This is a genomic window from Ruegeria sp. CDSA221 (assembly GCF_059611825.1).
Map to the genome: position 1 here is coordinate 246,973 of NZ_JBXWPK010000002.1, position 23,214 is coordinate 270,186.

A 23,214-nucleotide genomic window follows, 5' to 3' on the forward strand; every position below is an offset into this window, starting at 1 on the left:
CCAAAAGTATCTTTGGCCAGATGAAGCAGCGAACCAAGCTTCATCTGGCCTTTTGATTCCCGGATTTGGTTATCGGGTCAAAGCGTCGAGAATGCGCGCCCAGGACCGGATGCCTTTGTGAAAGCTTTTGACGTCATATTTCTCATTCGGTGAGTGAATTGCGTCATCATCATTGGCAAAGCCCACAAGCATGGAATCCATGCCAAGTTCCGTGTCGAAGTAGCCAACGACAGGGATTGACCCGCCCATTCCGGTAAAGACGGCTTCGCGCCCCCATTCATCGGACAATGCGCCTCGGGCGGCTTCGAATTCGGGGCGGTTGATATTCATGACGGATGCGGGCGCGCCTTCAAGATCGTTGTCCCACTGTACTTTCGCGTCGGGTGACAGGCGGTCTTCTACATGCTTGCGAATCTGGTCACGCAAGGCGTCAGGGTTCATGTCACCCACCAGACGGCAGGTGATCTTGCAATGCGCCTGTGAGGGAATGACCGTCTTCGAACCGGCGCCGTTATAACCGCCCCAAAGCCCGTTTACCTCAAGCGTCGGGCGCGCCCATTGTTGCTGCAATGTAGAATATCCTTTTTCGCCATGTGGCTGAGAATACCCCACCGAGTTCAGATAATCCGCCTCATCGAACCCGCAGTTTTCCCATTGGCGCAACTGTTCGGCCGGGACCTCATGAACCCCGTCATAAAAGCCTTCGACAGCGACGCGACCGGTTTCGTCGTCATAGAACGAGGCGACGATCTTGGAGAGCTCTCGCAGCGGGTTTAGCCCCGGTCCGCCGTAATGGCCCGAGTGCAGGTCGATCCGCGGACCGATGATGGTGAATTCGTCCTTGAGCATCCCGCGCAGCTGTGACGCGATTGATGGCACCCCACGCGACACCATCGAAGTGTCGCATACCAATGCCAGATCCGCTTTCAACTCGGCCACGTTTTCACGCAGGAACGGGACGAGCGACGGCGAACCGGATTCTTCTTCGCCTTCGAAGAAGAAGGTGATGCGGCAGGGCAGGGTGCCATGGACGGCCTTCCATGCGCGGCACGCTTCGACGAAGGTCATCAACTGTCCCTTATCGTCCGAAGAGCCTCGACCCCGGATAACTGGCCCATTTTCGGTTTCTTCAATGGCCGGATCGAACGGATCCCGGTTCCACTGGTTCAGCGGGTCAACGGGTTGAACGTCATAATGGCCGTAGAACAGAACATGGGGCGCGCTGTTGTCCTCACCTATATGCCCGACCACCATGGGATGTCCGGTGGTTTCACGTTTTTCAGCCTGAATTCCTATGTTTTTCAGGTCAGATACCAGCCAGTCAGCTGCCTGGTTGACCTGTTGGTCAAAGGCCGGATCGGTTGAAATTGACGGAATGCGGAGCAGTTCCATCAGGCGGTCGATTGAGGTTGGCAAATCGGCGTCGATGCGGTTCAGAACAGCGTCCAGCGACATAAGAGGGCTCCTGCTTGATTTGGATTTTCCGGAACCCTATCAGCGCCACTTTTGCCGTCTAGCCCGCAAGGACAGGAATCTGGTACAATATCGGAAACCCGGATGAGATAATGTGCTGTGCCTGCGTCGTTTCCTCGCGTCCAGGGGGCGTAACTTTACTTGTCGGTCAGGGTCAGAGCGGATATTTGATGCAAATCAAATAAGCTTTCACTGTGCTTGCGGTATCAAGCAGGCAGTGGGAAATGTTCTGGTGCAGATTCGTATCCTGCGCAGAAGAAGACGTTCGGTCGCCGTATTATCGGTCGGGCAACTAAGGAGAAACCGGTGGATTATACTGCTCAGCTTGATTCAGCGATCGCAAGGCTGCATGACGAAGGACGGTACCGGACCTTCATTGATATCGAACGTCGCAATGGTCATTTCCCGCATGCGGTGCGCACGCGCCTCGATGGATCGCAGCAAGATATCACTGTCTGGTGCGGCAACGACTATCTTGGCATGGGGCAACACCCTGTGGTGTTGGAGGCGATGCACGAGGCCGTGGATGCCGCAGGCGCCGGATCAGGTGGAACCCGCAACATTTCGGGCACCACGGTTTACCACAAACGGCTTGAGGCTGAGCTGGCCGATCTGCACGGCAAAGACGCTGCGTTGCTGTTCACCAGCGCCTATATCGCAAATGACGCGACACTCAGCACTTTGCCGAAACTGTTTCCTGGTCTGATCATTTATTCTGACGCATTGAACCATGCTTCGATGATCGAAGGGGTGCGCCGCAACGGCGGGTCCAAGCGCATCTTCCGTCACAATGACGTCGCCCATCTGCGCGAACTGCTTGAAGCGGATGATCCCGCAACGCCCAAACTGATCGCTTTTGAGTCGGTGTATTCGATGGACGGCGATTTTGGCCCGATTGAAGAGATATGTGATCTGGCCGATGAATTTGGTGCGCTGACCTATATTGATGAGGTCCACGCCGTTGGCATGTACGGACCGCGTGGCGGTGGCGTGACCGAGCGTGATCGTCTTGCCCATCGGATCGACATCATCAACGGCACATTGGCCAAAGCCTATGGCGTCATGGGGGGCTATATCGCGGCCAGCACTAAAATGTGTGACGCGGTGCGGTCTTATGCTCCGGGCTTCATCTTTACGACGTCCCTGCCACCTGCCGTTGCTGCGGGTGCCGCAGCTTCGGTTGCCTACCTCAAAACTGCGTCCGAATTGCGAGAGCAGCATCAGACGCAAGCAAAGATCCTCAAGCTTCGGCTCAAGGGGATGGGCCTGCCACTGATTGATCACGGCAGCCACATTGTGCCCGTGATTGTTGGCAACCCCGTGCACACGAAGAAACTCAGCGATATGCTGCTGGATGACTATGGAATCTACGTTCAGCCCATCAATTTCCCCACTGTTCCGCGTGGAACAGAACGCCTGCGTTTCACACCGTCCCCAGTTCATGGACCTGACGAAATGAACCGTTTGATCCAGGCGATGGACGAACTTTGGTCACATTGTGCGCTAAATCGCGCCGAACTTGCCGGTTAACCTAACGCTAAAGTGTGCAATTCGTATGCCGCGTGCTAAAATTACGCTAACAAAACTACGGCGCGAATCATTCTTTTAATGATTCGACCACGGCGTGAAACACGCACAGGCAGAATGGGGCAGCAGGGATGATTGGGCGCAGATCACAGCGCGGATCCGAAGGCGACACTGACGTCAGGCCCAAGGGCTTTGACGACTATGAGGTGCGGCTGGGTGACATGATGCGTGGTGAACGCGCAACAATGGGCAAATCCCTACTGGATGTGCAGCGCGAACTGCGGATCAAAGCCAACTACATTGCAGCCATAGAAGATGCCGACCCGGACGCCTTCGATACGCCCGGATTTATCGCAGGGTATGTGCGCTCTTACGCCCGCTATCTGGGGATGAACCCTGACGAAACTTTCTTTGCGTTTTGTAAGGAAAGCGGGTTTGAGGTCGCGCATGGCATGTCGGCCGAGGCGTCGGTGGTTCGAAAGACCTCGGGCAGCTTGCCGGCTCGCGGTCCGATGGGCCGCGATCCGTTTATCTCGCCAAACACTCCCTATATTCCCGGACGGGAATCGTTGGTCAGCCAGATAGAGCCGCGTGCTATCGGTTCGTCTCTGGTTCTGTTGGCTGTGATCGGCGGTATTGGATATGGCGGATGGTCCGTCCTGAACCGGATTCAGCAAGTGCAGGTAAGCCCGGTTGAACAGGCTCCGGTTGTCTTGTCTGATTTGGACCCGCTTGAGGCGGCGCGTGACACCACCGAAGATCAAGTCGCGCTGATCGACACCCCCTCGGCTGAGGCTCTGGATAGGCTGTATCGCCCACAGGCCCTGGATTTGCCGGTGCTCGTTGCCCGTGATGCGCCGATTTCTACACTGGACCCGCGTACCGTTGGCACCTTCCAGCCGCCTGAGCCGCCCAAGGTTGAGGTTGCCGAAGTCCATACGGTTCTTCGCCCGGCATTGCCGCAGGTGGTTGAACAGATTGATACGACCCTGAAAATCGTCGCCGTTGATCCGGCGTGGATGCGGGTCACCGCTGCGGATGGAAGTATCATCTTCGAGGGTACGCTTGGAACCGTCGAACAGGGCAGTACATTCGAGGTACCGCTGACAGAAGAACCGCCTAACCTACGTGCAGGTGCCGCCGGATCTGTCTATTTCTCGATGAATGGTGACCATTTCGGCCCGGTCGGAGCACCAGGAACTGTCGCCAAAGGTGTCGTTCTGTCCAAGGATGCGGTTTCCGAACGCTATACGGTAGCTGATCTTGAGGCCGAGCAAAACGTCGCCCTCAAGCAATTGGTGGCGGAACTTCAGGCGCAAAGCTCTGCCGCACCGACAGAATGATCTGACCATTGCAGTGGCCAGTTAGGCTGACTATTTAAAGATCAACTCAGACAGTCTTGGACCCGTCCACATGTCCCTTAATCACGTGCGCCCATGGCGCAATATCTACCGCCGCAAATCTCGTCAGATCATGGTTGGAAACGTCCCCGTCGGAGGTGACGCTCCGATTGCGGTGCAGACGATGACCAACACGCTGACGACGGATGTGGCGGCGACTGTGGCTCAGGTGCAGGCCGCCGCAGAGGCGGGTGCGGATATCGTGCGCGTTTCGGTCCCGGATGAGGCCTCGTCCAAGGCGCTGAAAGAGATCGTGCGCGAAAGTCCAGTACCTATCGTGGCGGATATCCACTTTCACTATCGCCGTGGGATCGAGGCCGCCGAGGCAGGCGCAGCATGCTTGCGGATCAACCCTGGCAACATTGGCAATGAAAGTCGGGTGAAAGAGGTCATTCAGGCCGCGCGTGACCATAATTGCTCGATCCGGATCGGGGTGAATGCGGGAAGCCTGGAAAAGCATCTGCTCGAGAAATACGGCGAGCCTTGCCCCGAAGCGATGGTTGAAAGCGGGTTAGAGCATATCCGTATTCTTCAGGACAACGATTTCCACGAATTCAAGATCAGCGTGAAAGCCAGCGATGTCTTTCTGTCGGCCGCTGCCTATCAGGGCATCGCCGAGGCCACGGACGCCCCCATCCATCTGGGTATTACCGAGGCCGGAGGACTGGTTTCGGGCACCATCAAATCGGCGATTGGTCTGGGCAATCTATTGTGGATGGGCATTGGCGACACGATCCGCGTCAGCCTGTCCGCGGATCCTGTCGAAGAGGTCAAGGTAGGGTTCGAGATCCTGAAATCTCTGGGCCTGCGCCATCGCGGGGTTAATATCATCTCATGCCCCTCTTGTGCGCGGCAGGGGTTCGATGTGATCAAAACAGTCGAGGCGTTGGAACAGCGTCTTGAACATATCAAAACACCAATGAGCCTTTCGATCATCGGCTGTGTCGTGAACGGCCCGGGCGAAGCGCTGATGACCGATGTCGGCTTTACCGGCGGCGGTGCCGGATCGGGTATGGTGTATCTGGCGGGCAAGGCCAGCCACAAGATGTCCAACGATCAGATGGTCGACCACATTGTTGAAGAGGTCGAGAAGAAGGCCGCTGAACTGGACGCCGCGCAGGAAGCCGCTGAGTAATTTTCCAGCTTGATTGGCCATTGAATGACCAGTTCGGCAGGCATGCAGGGTCAATTCATCGGGCCTGCACGTTATTGGCCGCGTGTATCTGGTGGACCCCAATCCCAGACACCTCATTGAAAATGCGACGCTGTTGGTCCACATTATTGTGAGGAATGAGATTTTCATTCCCGCTTAGATTTGTTGTTTTTGTTTCATGGGTTTCTTAGTCGTATGCCAGTAAGCGATCGCTTGAAGATTAGATTGTCTCCTGCCTCTTCGGCCCTCGGTCTTTGCGGTCCGAACTCTTACAGGGGGCTTATGCAATGCGCCGTAACTTGAAAGCCTTCGGCCTGGGTGTAGTGATCGCCGGGTGTTCGGGTTTCACGGTGGCAGATAGCGTAGTGGCCGATCAGCCCGCATTTCCCGGTGCGGTGGGATATGGGCAGAACGCTACGGGTTGGCGTGGCGGCGAAGTGTTTCATATCACAACCCTGGACGATACCGGCCCGGGCAGCCTGCGTGAGTGCGTCGAAAATGACGGCTCCGGACGGGTTTGCGTTTTCGATATTTCAGGGACGATCACTGTAGACACCCAGATGAAAGTGGCTTCGAACACCTATATCGCCGGACAGACCGCGCCGGGACAGGGGGTGCAGATCAAACTTGGCAAGGTTCTGGATTCACCCCTGATGATTTTTGAGGCGCAGGACGTTTTGCTGCGGAACCTCAAGTTTCGGCCCGGACCCAGTTACAAGCCCTCGTCGAACGTGGACGGGCTTTCCATAGAGAGCAGTTCGAATATCTACGTTGACCGTGTCTCGATCCAATTTGCCACGGATGAGAATCTGGGCGTTGGAACGGAAAACCTGCCAAGCGAAGATATCACGATTGCCCGCAGCATCTCAGCCCTGGCTCTGGATAAATCCACCCATACAAAGGGAAAGCATTCAAAAGGGGCTCTGCTGTGTTCCGATGATGGAACGGCAAGGCAATGTGGGCGGGTTACCCTGTATCAAAACCTGTTTGCCCATAACCGCGACAGAAATCCAGACATTCAGTCGTCACCATCTGGGCAAGTCGACATTATTAACAACGTGTTCTACGACGCGACCTCGCAATTCGGTGAGTTCTGGAACCATTACGGCGACACCTGGATCGCCTATGTGGGAAACGTGGTCCTGCCGGGCCCCAGTACACGGAACAGGCCGCCCCCCGCCGCATTCGAGGTGTTCCCTTATGGCGCCGACAAGGGGTTCAGCATCTCGGTTTTCGAACAAGATAACCTGCATCTGGACAGCCGTATTGAGCTGCTATGCGACAGATCAGTGAAGGGCAAGATTGCGGATGATGCGGCGGTCGAATTCCTAGTGGCTGAGCCTCACCAGCCGCTGTCGGTTGAACCTGCCGAGGTGAGCACGACATACGAAACCGTTCTTGGAACCGTGGGGGCCCGGCACGGGGATGACCAAGCTTTGGACAGTCTGGATGCGATGGTGATCGAAAACGTCCGCGGCTGTGATGGACATCGGATAAACGATCCGGGCGAGGCGGGCGGTTGGCCGGATTTGCCCATTGTTCACGCGGCAGTTGATACTGACCGGGACGGAATGTCTGATACTTGGGAAACAGAGCGGACTGGCCTGGACCCGAATGATCCCTCTGATGTCTGGGCGGACCGGGACGGCGATGGCTGGTCTAATCTAGAGGAATATCTAAGCCACCTTGCTGGCGACCCGATGCCCTGACGGAAAGGCCGGCTCCTGTTGCGGAACCGGCCTGCCAAATCAGCCTTGCTCGGCGCGAACGGCGTTCGCAATTTGCTGCATCTGATCTGCTTTCAGGTACCCGCGCAGCATTTCGGTGCCCAGCACAAACGAAGGCGTGCCCGAAATCTGCATCCGCTGCGCCAATTCACGGGTCTTTTGGATTTCCTCGGTGACCTGTTCGCTGTCCATTGCCGCCAGAATCGCGTCACTGTCCAAACCCAGCCCGTCCGAGATACGGCGCAAAGTAACCGGCGACGGTTCCCCGGTGAATTCAAGCAGGGCATCGTGAACCTGCTTATAGGCATCGTCCCCGGCAACATGTTTGGCGGCAACAGCAAAGCGGGATGAGATCATCGACGCGTCTCCGAGGATCGGAAACTCTTTGATCACAAGCCGAATATTGCCATCCTCGGCCAGCAGGCTGGCCACTTCGGGAACCGCACGGCGGCAATATCCGCAGCGATAGTCCATGAATTCGACCAGAGTAATATCTCCGTCCGGATTGCCGCCCACCCAGCTGTACCCGTCGTTGAAAAGCTCATCAGCATTGCTGGCGACAAGCTCTTTATCCGCCTGCGCTTCTTCAACGGCGTTGCGTTGTTCCAGAATGTTGATCGCTTCGATGATGACTTCGGGGTTTTCCAGAAGGTATTCGCGTACCTGCTCTCCGAATTGTTGTTTTTCGGCGTCGGTCAGCTGGCTCAGGTCCAAGGCCTGCGCCGATCCTGCGATCAGGGAAAGCCCCAGAAGGGCTGGTGCAGCGTGTCTGAGGATCATTTCCGTTTCCTTTTCGAATTACTCTTGTTTGCTTGTTCAAACGCAATCAACACATCTTGGGCCCGTTGCCAACCCGGTGATCCGACCGGCAACTGCGCAACCGCGCGTTTCGCGTGAATACCGGCGTCATCCAAACGGCCCTGCAGGGCATATCTTTCGGCTGTAACCGCCGATGCCATGCCAGTATTGCCTGTTTTGGCATAAGCTGCACCCAGGTCTTGCATCAATCTTGCGTTACGAAAATCTCTGGCCCGCGCTTTTTCAAGAATGGCCAAGGCTTCCACTGTCTTACCTTGAACCAACAGGGACCGCCCGTATCCGGCCAGGATAAGTGGGTTATTCGGCGCCAATTCAACGGCTTTGCCATATGCTGCTACCGCATCAGCCACTTGACGGTTTTCAAGCATGATCTGGCCTTTGAGGTCATAGTAATAGGGGTCATTGGGCCGGATTGCCAATGCACCATCAATCGCAGCGCGCGCTTTGGTCAGATCACGGTTTTGATGGTGGGCTGCTGCCTTGCGCATCAGTCGTATGTCCTGGGCGGTTTCTTCTTTGGCGCGCCGCATCGTCCATGTGGGCGAGCGGATGAAGGCCGATAGTTTACCTTTCGCCCTTGCGAACCAGTAATCGGCATTCTGGCTGGGTTTGGCTTTATCGCCGAACTCTTCCAGAAACGCCTCGGCGGCGCGCAACCTCTCGCGGCTGGTGGGGTGTGATCGCATGTATGGGTCCTGGTTGACCGTGTTTAACAGCTCTTGCCCCGCGAATTTACGGTGCAGAGACACCATGCCACTGGGCGAGATACCGGCCCAACGTAGATAGCTTGCTGCGCTGCGATCCGCCGAGGACTCTTCAGCGCGGGTGTGGCCAAGAAAGCTGCGCAGGGCTGCCGAATTAGTACCGGCTGCAATTCCGAATGCGGCCTCGCCGCCGCCAGCAGCTGCAGCAATCAGAGCCAAAGCCGTCCCAAGCCCGGCTTTTTGCCGTGCTGCATTCAGGTTTTCGTAACGGCGCGATAAATGCCCGTTGGCGATATGGGCCGCCTCATGTGCGATAACCGCCTGCAACATCTCGGGGCTTTCGACTGAAAGGATTAGCCCATAGTTCAGATAGATCGCATTGTAATCCAGAACGAAGGCATTGAACGTGCTGTCATTGACCACCAGTATCTGGACCCGGTTGGTATTCAGACCGGCGGCGCGCAGTACGGGAAAGGCCAACTCTCGCAGACCGTGTTCAATATCTGGATCACGGATCAGGCTTTGGGCCTGAACAGCGCCTACGAGCCAAGTCACTGCAAACAGCAACAGGGCCGGGATTGACGCCAGCCTGGATACGCGTTCAAAAGCCATGATTGCAACATGGGAGATGGCCATGCGAAACTCAACCCGGTCCGGGGTCGATCCGTTCATCGTGATGGACGTGATGGAGGCTGCCCGCAAAGCTGAAGAAGCCGGCCGTCACATCATCCACATGGAGGTCGGCCAGCCTGGAACCGGCGCACCCAAAGGGGCGACCGAGGCATTGGCTAAGGCAATGGAGCAAGGCCCGCTGGGATATACCGTTGCATTGGGTCTGCCAGCACTGCGCCGCCGGATCGCGCAGATGTATGGCGAGTGGTATAATGTCGATCTCAATCCCGAACGGGTGGTGATAACCCCCGGTTCGTCTGGCGGATTCCTGCTGGCGTTCACCGCGCTGTTCGACAGCGGGGATCGCGTGGGTATCGGGGCCCCAGGCTATCCGTCATATCGGCAGATATTGCGGGCCCTGGGGCTGGTCGCGGTTGATCTGCCCACCGCTCCGGAACACCGCCTGCAGCCGGTGCCAGCCGATTTCGCCGGGCTAAATTTGCAGGGGCTGATGGTGGCCTCGCCCGCCAACCCGACAGGAACCATGCTGAACCATGCCGCAATGGGTGCGCTGATCGATGCCGCACATAGCCAGGGCGCGTCTTTCATCAGTGACGAGATTTATCATGGTCTGGAATACGAAGCCAAAGCCGTCACCGCGCTGGAGCTGACAGATGAGTGCTATGTGATCAACTCATTCTCCAAGTATTTCTCTATGACAGGTTGGCGTGTGGGCTGGATGGTTGTGCCCGAGGATCAGGTGCGCGTTGTCGAACGGATCGCGCAGAACATGTTTATCTGCGCGCCCCATGCCAGCCAGGTGGCGGCGTTGGCTGCGATGGATTGTGATGAAGAATTGCAGGCAAATCTGGATGTCTATCGGCGGAACCGCGCGCTGATGCTGGACGGTCTGCCCAAAGCCGGTTTCACCGATATCGCGCCACCTGACGGGGCATTCTATGTTTACGCCGATGTGTCTGACCTGACAGACGACAGCCGTGCCTTTGCGGCTGAGATTTTGGATAAGGTCGGCGTGGCGGTCACTCCGGGGCTGGATTTCGATCCTCAGCGCGGGCACGGCACCATCCGTTTTTCCTATGCACGCTCGACCGAGGATATCGAGGAAGGTCTGCGGCGACTTCAGCGTTTCATGGCTGATCGGGGCTTGATTTCTGCCCAAGCCTAAAGCGTTCACATCCAAGTGCGGGTCGGGTAGGCTGCGCTTCAAACGATCTCGGGAAAACTTGAGGCCATGAGCAGAATTATTTACGCCATCGCGCTGATCTGGGCACTAGGCAGTGCCGCAGTTGCGCAGGATTTCAGCGCACTCGCCCGTGTTTTGCCAGACCAAAGTTCGATTGTTGATGACGGGCGGTCCGGTGTAAGCATCCATCTTGGGCTTAGCCAGGGGGTGCCTTATCGCGTTTTTACCCTGCGCGACCCGTATCGGATGATCCTGGATTTCCAGGAGGTAGACTGGACCGGTCTTGATCGTGACCGCTTTCTACAGACTGGCCGTATCAGCGGTGTGCAGTTCGGCTCTTATGTACCGGGCTGGTCCCGCATGGTACTCGAACTGGGCGCGCCTCTGGCGGTAGAGACGGCGGATATGCGAGTGGACTCTGCGACTGGGGCCGCGCATTTGACGCTTGGGCTGCAAGGGACAGATTTCGACAGTTTCGCAGCCAGCGCCGGAACGCCCCGGCAAACCGGCTGGGATTTGCCCGAACCAGCAGAGACATCGGTCGCTCCGGTGGGGCAGGGCAACGGAACTTTGCGTGTCATGTTGGACCCCGGGCATGGAGGAATTGATCCCGGCGCCGAAGTTGACGGTGATGATGAGAAAACGCTGATGCTGACCTTTGCCCGAGAGCTGCGCGAGATGCTATTGCGCACGGGCGGATACGAGGTTGAGATGACGCGGACCGATGATCAGTTCGTTTCTCTTGAACGTCGTATTGCATTGGCACACCGTGCAGGTGCAGATGTGTTCATCTCTTTACATGCCGACATTCTGACAGAAGGGCGGGCTCATGGCGCGGCCGTTTATACGCTGTCTCAAGATGCCTCGGATGTGGCAAGCCACAAACTGGCTGAGCGGCACGACCGCAGTGATTTGATTTCGGGCGTCGATCTGAGCGGTGCGGATGATCAGGTTGCAGATGTTCTGCTGGACCTTGCGCGTCAGGAAACCAGGCCGCGTACGGATGCGTTGGCACAAATGCTGGCGAATGGAATGACGCAACAGGGTGGTCCGATGAACAACAAGCCAATTCGCACAGCCTCATTTTCGGTTCTGAAGGCAGCGGATATTCCTTCCGTTCTGATTGAGCTTGGCTTCCTTTCCAGCCCTAGAGATTTGAAAAACATACGAAATCAGGAATGGCGCATGGGAATGGCGCGCGGTATTCGGGATGGGCTAGAGAAATGGCGCCAGGACGATATGGTAAAACGATCCCTGATTGGACAGTGACCCCGTGGCGCAAACCGGCTATTATTGGCCATGGTGTTTTGACCCTGCACAGGTGCGACACTATATAGGCGGCACCGCGAGCAAAAGGCAGTAACGTGATCCGTTTCATTCTTTCGATTTTCGGGGCGATATTCAGCCTCGTGACCCTGGGTATTTTTATGGCTGCGATGGTTATCGGCGCGGTGTTCTGGATGTATGGGCGCGACCTGCCCAGTCACGAATCCCTGGCGCAGTACAAACCGCCCACGATCAGCCGGATTTATTCTGGCGAGGGTCAGCTGATCGACGAATTTGCGCAGGAACGCCGTCTGTTCACCCCGTCAGAAGAAATCCCCGAACTGGTTAAGCAGGCCTTTATTTCGGCCGAAGACAAGAATTTCTATAACCATAAGGGCTATGATCCGCGCGGGATTATTGCCGCTGGTGTCGAGGCAGTGAAATCCAAGGGCGAGAATGTACGGGGTGCATCGACGATCACACAGCAGGTAATGAAGAACTTCCTGTTGTCGGGGGACCGTCGGGCCGAGCGCAAGATCAAAGAGATCATCCTGGCCACACGGCTTGAGAATACGCTGGATAAGGAACAGATCCTAGAACTGTACATGAACGAGATTTTTCTGGGCCAGAACTCGTATGGTGTAACCGCAGCAGCGCAAACCTATTTCAACAAGACCCTTCAGGAATTGGCTCCGCATGAGGCCGCCACTTTGGCGGCTATGCCCAAGGCGCCGTCGGATTATCACCCGGTTCGGCAGAAAGAACGCCTTGTGAACCGGCGCAATTACGTGCTGCGCGAGATGAACCAAAACGGTTATATCGACACGGCGACCTATGAGGCCGAGGTCGAGATGCCTTTGCGGTCTGTCCAGAATGGTGATTTCGAAAGTTTCCGCACCGCCTTGCCGCCGCGGGATTACTTCACCGACGAAATCCGCCGCCAGCTGAGCGAAGATTTCGGCGAGGGCGAGTTCTTCACAGGTGGTTTTACTGTCCGCGCCTCTGTGGACGAGGAAATGCAAGTCAAAGCCGCGCACGCCCTGCGCGAGGCGCTGCAGAAATACGACCGGTCTCGTGGAAAATGGCACGGGACCGACGAAGTGATCGCCGAAGAAATACTGGCGGATGAGGTGCAGTGGCGTGAGGCCTTGGCGATTTTGGAAATCCCCCGTGATGTGGTTCTGCCTACGCAGTGGTATCCCGCCGTAGTACTGGATGTCGGTGAGCAGGCCCTGACCGTCGGCATTGAAAATGGTCCGGCTGACGGCATCATCCCGCGCTCGGACATCAAGTGGATGCAGGGCAGCTTCTTCGACAACTTCAAACGCGGTGACGTCATTCTGGTAATGGCCGGGGAAGAAGGCCAATGGTCGGCCCGTCAGGTCCCCGAGGTTCAGGGCGGCTTTGTTGCGATGGATGTGAACTCGGGCCGGGTTTTGGCGATGCAGGGCGGATTCTCGTATCAGGATTCTGTGTTCAACCGTGCCACGCAGGCGCAGCGTCAACCCGGGTCAAGCTTTAAGCCTTTCGTCTATGCCGCTGCGTTGGACAGCGGGTATAGCCCTGCGACCATTGTGGTCGACGCTCCGATCGAAGTGAACACACCGCAGGGCCTGTGGCGACCCAAGAATTCGACCAACAAATTCTACGGGCCGACGCCATTGCGTACCGGGATTGAACAGTCGCGGAACCTGATGACCATCCGTCTGGCGCAAGAAGTCACGATGCCGGTGGTTGCCGGATACGCGGAACGCTTTGGCGTTTATGACCGGATGGGTGCTTTCCTGGCCAACTCGCTGGGGTCCGAAGAGACGACGCTGTACAAGATGGTTGCGGCCTATGCGATGTTCGCAAATGGCGGCGAGCGGGTTGAACCCACTCTGGTTGACCGTATTCAGGATCGGTTCGGCAAGACAATCTATCGGCACGATGACCGCCAGTGCCTGGATTGTAATTCGGCCTGGCTGGAACCTGATGAATCCCCCACGATCGAGACAAACCGCAGTCAGGTCATGGATGCGATCACCGCTTATCAGCTGACGTCGATGATGAAAGGTGTCGTGGATCGTGGCACGGCATCCCGTGTTGTCAATCTGCCGGTGCCGACCGCAGGTAAGACCGGGACAACCAATGAATCCAAAGACGCCTGGTTCATCGGCTTTACTTCGAACATCGTTGCTGGCTGCTATATCGGCTACGACCGTCCGCGCCCGATGGGCCGGGGCGCTTATGGCGGCACTTTGTGCGGTCCCGTGTTCCAAAGCTTCATGGAGACAGCTGTCGAGAAATACGGGGGAGGTCCGTTCGAGGTGCCACCGGGTGGTCACTTTATCAAAATCGACCGATTCAGCGGTGCACGCTTGCCCTCTGATGCGTCCGGAGATTTTGTCGTGGCCGAGTATTTCCGCGATGGCGCCGACGGCTTTATCGACCGCATCTATGACGGTGGTTTTGCGATGGGTTCCGACCTGCCGCTGTTTGAAGAGGTCAACAGTTCGGGTCGTCAGGTGACCACGTCGACCGGCGACACCATCACCGTTGGCCCAAATGCCAGCCAGGGCGATTTGCAGGGCGGCGGGCTTTACTGATCCGCCGCGCGCAACAAACGGTTCAAGAGCGTTGCCTCGGGCGCTGTTGAAACTATCCCATGGCCGCGGCACATGACGGATAGCGCACATTTTGCAGCGGCCCATTGGGCAAGACGTTTCCGCGACACACCTAACGCTCCGGAGTAAAGCTGGAGGCAGCGTTCGATCTGGTCGCGGCTGCGAACCAGACCAGGCATGCCTTTGGGGTGCCGCAATGCGTTTGCAAGTTCAAAAGCAGGATCGCCCAGATACCCCTTTGCATCAATTACCCGTGCCCCTGAAGACGTCTGAATTACGTTATCGGTGTGAAGGTCACCATGCAGCGGCACCACCTGCGGTTGGCTCGTCAGAAGGTTTGATGCCAGTTCCGTTGCGCGGATCACATCGCGTTGTAGCGCATCGGGGCAACCGTGGGCTTTTGGTGAAGGCGGTGGGCCATATCCGAGAAAACCTGCAGCGCGCTTTCAGCGTTTCCGTCACGCGCGATGTCACCCAGTGTCGGACCCTCCAACCACTCCATCAATACGGCTTTGCCCGCTTCGGCATAAATGGCAACCGCGCCACGATCCCGCCAGAGCGACAAAAGCCCGGTCGAAGCAGCTTCGTTCCCGCGATCTGCGCGGTGGTATAGCTTTAGCGCGGCCGGCCCATAATCCCGCGCGTGAACTTTCCAGACTAACGCATGCTGGGCTTCGGCGATCAGTGTGGCACGGCATAATCCCCAGCAATCCATGATATCACCCGGAACAATATGCATTCAGGTCTCCGCTGTCTTGTGGTGGCCCCACGCTCTTGCTATCACGCAGGCCTGATTGAGCAAGTTGGGACGTAACCATGCGCGCCGAAACCCAGAATACCGTGGCGGAAATTGAAAAGTCGCTAGAGCTGCTGGCGCAGCGCATGGACTATGAAACCGCACCCCATCGCCTTGAGGAATTCAATGCCCGGGTTGAGGATCCCAACCTGTGGGACAACCCCGAGAATGCGCAAAAACTGATGCGCGAGCGGCAGATGCTGGTCGATGCTATTGAAATCTATGAGTCCATCAAAACCGACCTCAGCGACAATATGGAGTTGATCGAACTGGGCGAGATGGAAGAGGACGAAGAGGTCGTCACCGACGCCGAAGAGGCGATCAGAAAGCTAAAAGCCAAAGCCGCCAAGAAAGAGCTTGAGGCGCTGCTGGACGGAGAGGCCGACGGCAACGACACTTTCCTTGAGATCAATTCGGGCGCAGGCGGCACCGAAAGCTGCGACTGGGCTTCGATGCTGGCGCGGATGTATGTCCGCTGGGCCGAGAAAAAGGGCTATACGGTCGAGTTGCAATCCGAGACCTCGGGCGAAGAGGCGGGCATTAAATCCGCAGCGTACAAAATTTCTGGCCACAACGCCTATGGCTGGCTGAAATCGGAAAGCGGTGTGCATCGGCTGGTGCGAATTTCACCTTATGACTCGGCGGCCAAACGGCATACCTCGTTCAGTTCGGTCTGGGTTTACCCGGTGGTGGACGACAATATCGAGATCGAGGTCAACCCGTCCGAGATTCGCATCGACACCTACCGGTCCTCGGGGGCAGGAGGCCAGCACGTGAACACCACGGACTCGGCCGTGCGGATCACGCATATCCCGACCGGGATCGTTGTTACATCATCCGTGAAATCCCAGCACCAGAACCGTGATATTGCGATGAAAGCACTGAAATCCCGCCTGTACCAGCAAGAGCTGGACCGCCGCAATGCTGACATCAACGCAGCCCACGAGGCCAAGGGCGATGCGGGCTGGGGCAACCAGATCCGGTCGTATGTTCTGCAGCCTTACCAGATGGTGAAGGACCTGAGGACCAACTATGAAACCTCGGATACCAAGGGGGTTTTGGATGGGGATCTTGACGGGTTCATGGCCGCCACACTGGCCTTGAACGTGGCCGGAAAAAGCCGCTCCGAAGCACAGGGCGAGGGCTGATAGCAGCGCGTTCGATGCCCATGATGAAGCTGATCAAAGGACATTGGCAACTGATTGCGCTTGTCGCTTTGGTGTTTGTGTTCTGGTCTACGCCGGTTGTGGTGCCTCTGAAGATACTCATCGTTTTCCTACACGAGCTGTCGCACGCGATAACCGTCGTCCTAACCGGTGGTTCGGTCGAGAGCTTCTCGATCTCACCGCAGCAGGGTGGTCTTGTCACAGCGCGTGGTGGGCAAAGGTTCTTCAGCCTGTCCGCCGGTTATCTCGGGTCGCTGGCGCTAGGGATGGGGTTGTTGCTGATTGCATTGCGCACGCATTGGGACCGGGCGGTGCTGGGTGGATTTGGCGGAGTGATGCTGTTGGTAACAGCGCTTTATGTCCGCGATCCCTTTGCCATGGCGTTTTGTGCAGGTGTTGGGGCGGTAATGATCGGCATGGCGTTCTATCTAAGTCGGCCGATCTGTGATCTGGCTTTACGCGTGATCGGGCTGACCAGCGTGATCTATGTGCCTTATGATATCTTTGATGACACGATCCGGCGCTCGGGTGTCCGCTCGGATGCCTACATGCTGGCCCAAGAATTCGGCGGCACAACCATGATGTGGGGCGGGATCTGGCTTGTGTTAAGCGTCCTTTCCATCCTATTGTGCGTAAAACACTTTCTTGGGCACGACAGCAATTTGCATTTTGAGTCTCGATCCAAGTGACCTCGGGTGGTCTTTGCTAAAAAGATGCATTCAAACTGAGGGTTTAAATGAGGATACGCTCCGGCTAGGCTGACCAAAAAGGTGGAGCCCAGGGATGGATCTAGGCCAAATAACAGCAGCCGAATTGTTGAGTGCATTGTCCTCTGGGCGTTTATCGGCGGCTGAGCTGATGCAACTGACGCTAGAGCGGATCGGCGCAGTGAACGAGCGCCTGAATGCAATCGTGGCGATGCGTGATCCTGATGATTTGATGGCCGAGGCCCGTGCTGTTGATGCCGGACCAAACCGTGGTCCGCTGCATGGTCTGCCGATTGCCGTCAAAGACTTGGTGAATGTTGCGGGCGTCGTTTCGTCCCAAGGATCGCCAATCCTGAATGGGTTCATTCCGGAAACAGACGATCTGTTAGCCCAGCGGATGAAAGAGGCCGGGGCAATCCTGATCGGTAAAACCAATACTCCGGAGTTCGGGTTGGGCTCACATACGTTCAACCCAGTATATGGCGTGACATGCAATCCATATGACCCCGAGCGTACCTGCGGCGGTTCATCCGGTGGAGCAGCAGTCGCGCTGGCGTCTGGCATGGTGGCGCTGGCCGATGGGTCTGACATGATGGGCAGCCTGCGCAACCCTGCGGCATGGAACAACGTCTATGGCTTCAGGCCCAGTTGGGGGCGGGTGCCAAACGAACCCGACGGTGACGGGTACTTGCACCAGCTTTCTACATTGGGCCCAATGGCGCGGAGCCCCGAAGATATTGGTCTATTGCTTGATGTGATCAGCGGCACTCATCCGTCCCAACCTTTGGGCCATCCGGGGGAAAGCGTGTCTCCGGTCCAACCCGCAGATCTGACCGGAATGCGTATCGGGTGGTTGGATGACTGGGGCGGAGCCTTTCCATTCGAACCTGGTATCCGCGAGGTATGCTGTGACGCGCTCGAGGTGTTCACTCAACTCGGGGGCAAGGTCGAACCCCTCACACCACCCTTTGACGCAGACCAGATGTGGAATAGCTGGATTACATTGCGTTCGTGGAGCGTGGCCGCCGGTCTTGCGTCTCGGACAGAACACCGCGCGTCACTGAAGGATACTGCGCAATGGGAACTGGACCGTGGTCTGGCGCTGACAGCGATGCAGGTCCATCGTGCCAGTGTTGTGCGAACCGAGTGGTTCCGACGTGCGACCGAAGTTTTCCAGGACTATGATGCGCTTATCCTGCCGTCGGCCCAGGTCTGGCCATTCGACTTGCAGCTTGCATTTCCCACCGAAATCAACGGCACCCGGATGGATACCTATCACCGTTGGATGCAGGTCGTGGTGCCGGTCAGCCTGATCGGACTGCCTTGCCTCTCGGTTCCTGTTGGATTTGGATCCGAAGGCTTGCCGATGGGGATGCAGATCTTTGGTCCGCGCGGAGCGGATTCTCGCATTTTGTCCATCGGATCTGCATATCATTCTGCCACCAGTTGGCCGCAAAAACGACCCGCCTGAAAATCGACCGGATACGAAGGATAAAAGCCATGGACAAACAGTTTGGTGTTCCGAACATGGGGCGGGTAGATGTCGAAATGCTGCACGAGGCCCTAAGGCGAGGCTGGAGCGATTTTCGCCGCGCTCCGCTCTTTGGGCTGCTCTTTTCCGGGTTCTATGTTTTGATGGGTTGGCTGATGGTTTGGGTCACTCTCACGACCGGAACGACCTATTGGCTGATTTTGGCCGCAATCGGTTTCCCGATGCTGGGCCCCTTTGCCATGGTGGGGCTGTATGAGGTATCGCGGCGCATTCAAGAGGGTGAAGGTTTGGATTCTCGGGCCATATTTGGCGTAATCCTGGGTCAAAGCCGCCGTCAGTTGCCTTCGATCTGCGCCATCATCGTTGTGATGTTTCTGTTCTGGTTCTTTCTTGGCCACATGATCTTTGCCCTTTTTATGGGGCTATCGACCATGACCAATGTGTCTTCGTCCCTTGAGGTGTTCCTTACATCAAACGGGTTGACGATGTTGGCGGTTGGAACAGCTGTTGGCGCGATTTTTGTGACCATCCTCTACATGATCACGGTGCTTTCAATTCCGATGCTTTTGGACCGAGAGCTGGATTTTGTGACCGCAATGATTGCCAGCTATAGCTATGTGGCCGCAAACCGCAGATTGATGCTGGGGTGGGGCGCGCTGATTGCGGTTCTGACGTTTGCCGCAATGATCCCCTGGTTTTTCGGCTTGTTGATCGTACTGCCGCTATTGGGGCACGCCAGTTGGCACCTATACTGGCTGATCTCTCAGGGCGGGGAAATCGCGGGTTAACACGCCAGGATCGTTGTCAAGCGCGGGCCATGGCTTCTGGTCGGCGTGCAATGCGCGCGGCGGCCAGGACTGTCGAGGTGTCGTCCCCTAAATGTCTGAGCAATATCCGCCGTGTCGTCGTTGCGGTAGCTGTAGTTTTTGACAGGCAAATTGCGACACCGCGCCAACAGTTTGTTTGATTTTCAATTCCACGTGTCACCAGATAAATCCTGCTTTTCTGAGACGCACGACAGGACATGAGCATATAAATCTGCCGCCCGGCACAGGCCACAATACCCTGTACTTCGCGCTCTGCGACTGATGCTCCGGGTGTCTCGGAAATTGGTTCAAACCCTCTAACCAAAGTACATTGCGGTAACCTTCTGGCGTGAAAAAGCCTGTGTCTCAGGGGTTTTGTGCCATCAAGTTCTGTCTCGGTCGCATAATAGAACCCGCCGGGAAACAGAATTTCAGTCAGGGTGGCTGGGGTGGATCCCAGAAACTCGGTCAGGGCGACGGCAGCCGGGTGCTTGGACGGTTGGTCAATCTGATCCAAGGGATGGAGCAAAATCCGAGCATCAACATCAAAAAAGCGGCATATTCGGTCAAGGACATCGGGTCGGGGAAAGCTTTCGCCGCCAAGATAGCGATTGAACTGAGTTCGGTTCACTCCAAGCTGGCGGCACAGCTCGGAAACTGAATTATATTGTCCAGCAAGAGTTCGCAGATTGGCGCCGAACATCCTGCGTAGGTCGTCGGGGCTGCGGCTGTCGTTCGTCATTTTCGTCCCGGTACTTGTGTGTATTCCGAATAACCGCGACACAACTGGCCAACAAACCAGGCGCTGTCTGAAATCGTACAGATGACCCAGCGGACGCATCCCAACGCCGCGCTACCCTTGAAGGCTAACGCGATGATGCACAGACGCAATAGGTTAATTCTGATTTAGCTTAAACTTTTTAGGCAAATGTGACGTTGATGTTCACGTTTGGCGTATTGTGATCTTGCAAATTGGGTATTGCCGATACCCCGCCGCCAACTGGATTCGCCGGCGGGGCAGTTTTGGTCAATCGCCGCGCAACAGGGCTGCAACGCCGGTCCGGGCGATTTCGATCAGACCCAGTGGGCGCATGAGATCGGCAAAGGCGTCGATCTTGTCAGGTGCGCCGGTGATCTCAAAAATGAATGAATTCAACGTGCTGTCCACGACATTGGCACGGAAAATATCGGCCAGACGCAGCGCCTCGACCCGCTTGTCGCCGTCGCCGACCACCTTGATGATGGCCAATTCCCGCTCGACCGACGCGCCTTCGACCGTCAGGTCATGCACGTCGCGTACCGATACGATCCGGCCCAGCTGCGCCTTGATCTGTTCGATCACCTGCGGGGTGCCGGTGGTGACGATGGTGATGCGGCTTAGGTGGCCGGTATGGTCCACTTCGGCGACGGTCAGGCTTTCGATGTTATAACCACGACCCGAGAACAGGCCGATGACGCGGGCTAGAACCCCCGGTTCATTCTCGACCAGAACTGCGATGGTATGGCGTTCCTGTACGTCGGAAAACGTGGGTCTTAGGTTATAGGCCGAATGGCGGGTGGAGCCTTTTTTGATATGTAGGGCAGACATGCTGAGCTAGTCCTCTTCGTAGCGAAGGTTCGATACACCTTCGGCATTCTCCAGAATTTTCCAAATTGCGCCACGCAATGCATCCACCTTGGGGGCTGCGTGGTATTTCTTGAACATCTTTCTCACATGCTCGGTCTTTGGTGAGAATTGAACCTGGTGGCCATCACCATAGTTTGAGCAGCCGAAAACCAGGGCAAACGGCTCGTCGTGATCAATTTCGTGATACCATCCCCAGTCCTCGGCACAGGCGAAGGAAACCTCAAACCCGGATGCGGCAAGCTCTTCACTCAGAAAGATGCTGAGTTCCTTGCCAAACACATCAGGATTAATGAAATCATCAGCTTCTTCGTTCAACTCGTCCGGCGTAGGCTGGAAGCGCGTTGCGTCAAAACTGATCATCTGCGCTGTCATACCAGAACCGAACCTTTGCTATCGATCACGCCCTGCGTCTCGGCCTCGCCCAGCAGCATCTCGTTATGGGCCTTGCCCGACGGGATCATGGGGAAGCAGTTCTCGTGCTTTTCGACCAGACAGTCGAAGATCACGGGGCCGTCATAGTTGATCATCTCCATGATCGCATCGTCCAGATCGGCGGGGTCAGAACACAAGATACCCTTGGCGCCAAACGCCTCGGCGAGCTTGACGAAATCAGGCAGCGCTTCGGACCAGGAATGCGAATACCGTTCGCCATGCAGCAGTTCCTGCCACTGGCGCACCATGCCCAAGCGTTCGTTGTTCAGGATGAACTGCTTCACCGGCAGGCGATACTGCGTAGCGGTGCCCATTTCCTGCATGTTCATCAGCCACGAGGCCTCACCGGCCACGTTGATCACCAGCGCGTCGGGATGTGCCATCTGAACACCGATCGAGGCCGGGAATCCGTAACCCATTGTGCCCAGACCACCTGAGGTCATCCAGCGGTTGGGATCTTCGAAGCCAAGGTATTGAGCGGCCCACATCTGGTGTTGGCCAACTTCGGTCGTGATGTACCGGTCATGTTTTTTTGTCAGTTCTTCAAGGCGTTGCAGCGCGTATTGCGGTTTGATGGTCTTTTCGCTGTTGGTATAGGCTAGGCAGTTCACCTTGCGCCATTCGCCGATCTGTTCCTGCCATTTCGCAATAGCTGCGGTGTTGGTCTTGCGACCGCGCGATTTCCAGACCTTGAGGATGTCCTCAAGCACGTGGGCCACATCGCCAACAATCGGGATATCAACGCGGATCACCTTGTTGATCGAAGACGGGTCGATGTCGATATGCGCTTTTTTGGAATCGGGCGAGAACGCGTCGATCCGTCCAGTGATGCGGTCATCAAAACGAGCGCCGATATTGATCATCAGATCGCAATCATGCATCGCCAGATTGGCCTCATACAACCCGTGCATGCCCAGCATGCCCAGCCAATTCCTGCCAGACGCCGGATAGGCGCCCAGACCCATCAAGGTCGAAGTGATTGGGAAATCTGTTGCGTCTACCAGTTCCCGCAGCAACTGGCTGGCTGCCGGGCCCGAATTGATGACGCCGCCGCCAGTGTAAAACACTGGCTTTTTCGCGGTTTCAATCGCAGCAACCAACTCGGTGATCTCTTCCAGATCGCCTTTCAGAACAGGTTGATAGTGCGAGGTAGATGGTTTCGGTGCACTGTATTCTCCGGATGCAAACTGGACGTCCTTGGGAATGTCGATCAGGACCGGGCCAGGGCGGCCCGAGGTGGCGACATGGAACGCCTCGTGCAGGGTATCGGACAGCGAATTCGTGTCCTTTACCAGCCAGTTATGTTTGGTGCAGGGGCGGGTGATGCCAATAGTATCAGCCTCCTGAAAGGCGTCCGAGCCGATCATGAAGGTTGGAACCTGTCCGGTCAGAACAACAATCGGGATCGAGTCCAGAAGCGCATCGGTCAGCCCGGTCACCGCATTGGTAGCGCCGGGGCCCGAGGTCACAAGCGCAACGCCGGGCTTGCCGGTCGAGCGGGCATAGCCTTCGGCGGCGTGAACCGCGCCCTGTTCGTGGCGCACCAGAATGTGGCGAATGTCGTTTTGCAGAAAGATCTCGTCATAGATCGGTAGCACGGCGCCGCCGGGGTATCCGAATACCGTGTCCACGCCCTGATCCTTGAGGGCCTGAACTACCATCTTTGCGCCGGTCATCTCACGTGTCATCTGCTTTGC

At 56.6% G+C, this 23,214-nt stretch carries 20 protein-coding genes; 11 read left to right on the forward strand and 9 right to left on the reverse strand.

What is annotated here, in order from left to right:
- Positions 1–69: 69 nt before the first annotated feature.
- Positions 70–1,455: a M20/M25/M40 family metallo-hydrolase gene (locus AC2FJ5_RS03625; protein ID WP_496784917.1), complete on the reverse strand. Its 1,386-nt coding sequence runs from the start codon at positions 1,453–1,455 to the stop codon at positions 70–72.
- Positions 1,456–1,779: 324 nt separating this feature from the next.
- On the opposite strand from AC2FJ5_RS03625, the gene hemA reads away from it, so the two are divergent.
- From hemA to AC2FJ5_RS03645, 4 genes are all read left to right on the forward strand, one after another.
- Positions 1,780–3,003 (forward strand): 5-aminolevulinate synthase, encoded by a 1,224-nt coding sequence (gene hemA / locus AC2FJ5_RS03630; protein WP_496792488.1) that lies wholly within the window; start codon positions 1,780–1,782, stop codon positions 3,001–3,003.
- Positions 3,004–3,131: 128 nt separating this feature from the next.
- A complete protein-coding gene (locus AC2FJ5_RS03635) occupies positions 3,132–4,343 on the forward strand; it encodes a helix-turn-helix domain-containing protein (RefSeq protein ID WP_496792490.1) in 1,212 nt (403 codons plus the stop codon).
- 70 nt (positions 4,344–4,413) lie between these two features.
- Complete coding sequence (gene ispG, locus AC2FJ5_RS03640) at positions 4,414–5,535, forward strand: flavodoxin-dependent (E)-4-hydroxy-3-methylbut-2-enyl-diphosphate synthase (RefSeq protein WP_142633254.1); 1,122 nt, start codon at positions 4,414–4,416, stop codon at positions 5,533–5,535.
- A gap of 305 nt (positions 5,536–5,840) precedes the next feature.
- Entirely contained in the window at positions 5,841–7,262 is a 1,422-nt protein-coding gene (locus tag AC2FJ5_RS03645) for a pectate lyase family protein (protein ID WP_496792491.1), read from the forward strand.
- Between the two features lie 39 nt (positions 7,263–7,301).
- Here AC2FJ5_RS03645 and AC2FJ5_RS03650 read toward each other — a convergent pair whose 3' ends face one another.
- Positions 7,302–8,060 (reverse strand): DsbA family protein, encoded by a 759-nt coding sequence (locus AC2FJ5_RS03650; protein WP_271947549.1) that lies wholly within the window; start codon positions 8,058–8,060, stop codon positions 7,302–7,304.
- Positions 8,057–9,439, reverse strand: a complete 1,383-nt coding sequence (locus tag AC2FJ5_RS03655) for a M48 family metalloprotease (protein WP_496792639.1) — start codon at positions 9,437–9,439, stop codon at positions 8,057–8,059. Before AC2FJ5_RS03655 ends, AC2FJ5_RS03650 begins: the two co-directional genes overlap by 4 nt.
- On the opposite strand from AC2FJ5_RS03655, the gene AC2FJ5_RS03660 reads away from it, so the two are divergent.
- The 3 genes from AC2FJ5_RS03660 (at position 9,438) to AC2FJ5_RS03670 (ending at position 14,473) form a co-directional block, all read left to right on the forward strand.
- Positions 9,438–10,601: a pyridoxal phosphate-dependent aminotransferase gene (locus tag AC2FJ5_RS03660; RefSeq protein ID WP_496792492.1), complete on the forward strand. Its 1,164-nt coding sequence runs from the start codon at positions 9,438–9,440 to the stop codon at positions 10,599–10,601. The two genes, AC2FJ5_RS03655 and AC2FJ5_RS03660, sit on opposite strands and share 2 nt — an antisense overlap.
- 66 nt (positions 10,602–10,667) lie before the next feature.
- Positions 10,668–11,888 carry an N-acetylmuramoyl-L-alanine amidase gene (locus AC2FJ5_RS03665; protein WP_496792494.1) on the forward strand — a complete coding sequence of 407 codons (1,221 nt, stop codon included), beginning with the start codon at positions 10,668–10,670 and terminating at the stop codon, positions 11,886–11,888.
- Between the two features lie 95 nt (positions 11,889–11,983).
- On the forward strand, positions 11,984–14,473 hold the full coding sequence (locus tag AC2FJ5_RS03670; RefSeq protein ID WP_496792495.1) for a penicillin-binding protein 1A: 2,490 nt from the start codon (positions 11,984–11,986) through the stop codon (positions 14,471–14,473).
- On the opposite strand, the gene AC2FJ5_RS03675 is transcribed toward AC2FJ5_RS03670, so the two are convergent.
- Positions 14,467–14,856 (reverse strand): aminoglycoside phosphotransferase family protein, encoded by a 390-nt coding sequence (locus tag AC2FJ5_RS03675; protein ID WP_496792496.1) that lies wholly within the window; start codon positions 14,854–14,856, stop codon positions 14,467–14,469. The genes AC2FJ5_RS03670 and AC2FJ5_RS03675 overlap by 7 nt on opposite strands.
- Entirely contained in the window at positions 14,853–15,230 is a 378-nt protein-coding gene (locus AC2FJ5_RS03680) for an aminoglycoside phosphotransferase family protein (protein WP_496792497.1), read from the reverse strand. Before AC2FJ5_RS03680 ends, AC2FJ5_RS03675 begins: the two co-directional genes overlap by 4 nt.
- A 77-nt stretch (positions 15,231–15,307) precedes the next feature.
- On the opposite strand from AC2FJ5_RS03680, the gene prfB reads away from it, so the two are divergent.
- The 4 genes from prfB to AC2FJ5_RS03700 all read left to right on the forward strand — a co-directional run bounded on the left by prfB (position 15,308) and on the right by AC2FJ5_RS03700 (position 19,440).
- Positions 15,308–16,435, forward strand: a complete 1,128-nt coding sequence (gene prfB / locus AC2FJ5_RS03685; protein ID WP_496691083.1) for a peptide chain release factor 2 — start codon at positions 15,308–15,310, stop codon at positions 16,433–16,435.
- A 14-nt stretch (positions 16,436–16,449) separates the two neighbouring features.
- Positions 16,450–17,142, forward strand: coding sequence for a M50 family metallopeptidase (locus AC2FJ5_RS03690; RefSeq protein ID WP_496691084.1), 693 nt, complete (start codon positions 16,450–16,452; stop codon positions 17,140–17,142).
- 94 nt (positions 17,143–17,236) lie between these two features.
- Positions 17,237–18,631, forward strand: coding sequence for an amidase (locus AC2FJ5_RS03695; RefSeq protein ID WP_496792499.1), 1,395 nt, complete (start codon positions 17,237–17,239; stop codon positions 18,629–18,631).
- 29 nt (positions 18,632–18,660) lie between these two features.
- Positions 18,661–19,440 carry a DUF2189 domain-containing protein gene (locus AC2FJ5_RS03700; RefSeq protein WP_281971948.1) on the forward strand — a complete coding sequence of 260 codons (780 nt, stop codon included), beginning with the start codon at positions 18,661–18,663 and terminating at the stop codon, positions 19,438–19,440.
- Positions 19,441–19,456: 16 nt separating this feature from the next.
- On the opposite strand, the gene AC2FJ5_RS03705 is transcribed toward AC2FJ5_RS03700, so the two are convergent.
- From AC2FJ5_RS03705 to AC2FJ5_RS03720, 4 genes are all read right to left on the reverse strand, one after another.
- Positions 19,457–20,200 (reverse strand): helix-turn-helix domain-containing protein, encoded by a 744-nt coding sequence (locus AC2FJ5_RS03705; RefSeq protein ID WP_282021886.1) that lies wholly within the window; start codon positions 20,198–20,200, stop codon positions 19,457–19,459.
- Positions 20,201–20,485: 285 nt separating this feature from the next.
- Complete coding sequence (ilvN, locus tag AC2FJ5_RS03710; RefSeq protein ID WP_142633282.1) at positions 20,486–21,046, reverse strand: acetolactate synthase small subunit; 561 nt, start codon at positions 21,044–21,046, stop codon at positions 20,486–20,488.
- Positions 21,047–21,052: 6 nt separating this feature from the next.
- Positions 21,053–21,445: a hypothetical protein gene (locus tag AC2FJ5_RS03715; protein ID WP_496792500.1), complete on the reverse strand. Its 393-nt coding sequence runs from the start codon at positions 21,443–21,445 to the stop codon at positions 21,053–21,055.
- An 8-nt stretch (positions 21,446–21,453) separates the two neighbouring features.
- Complete coding sequence (locus AC2FJ5_RS03720) at positions 21,454–23,205, reverse strand: acetolactate synthase 3 large subunit (RefSeq protein WP_496688368.1); 1,752 nt, start codon at positions 23,203–23,205, stop codon at positions 21,454–21,456.
- Between the last annotated feature and the right edge of the window lie 9 nt (positions 23,206–23,214).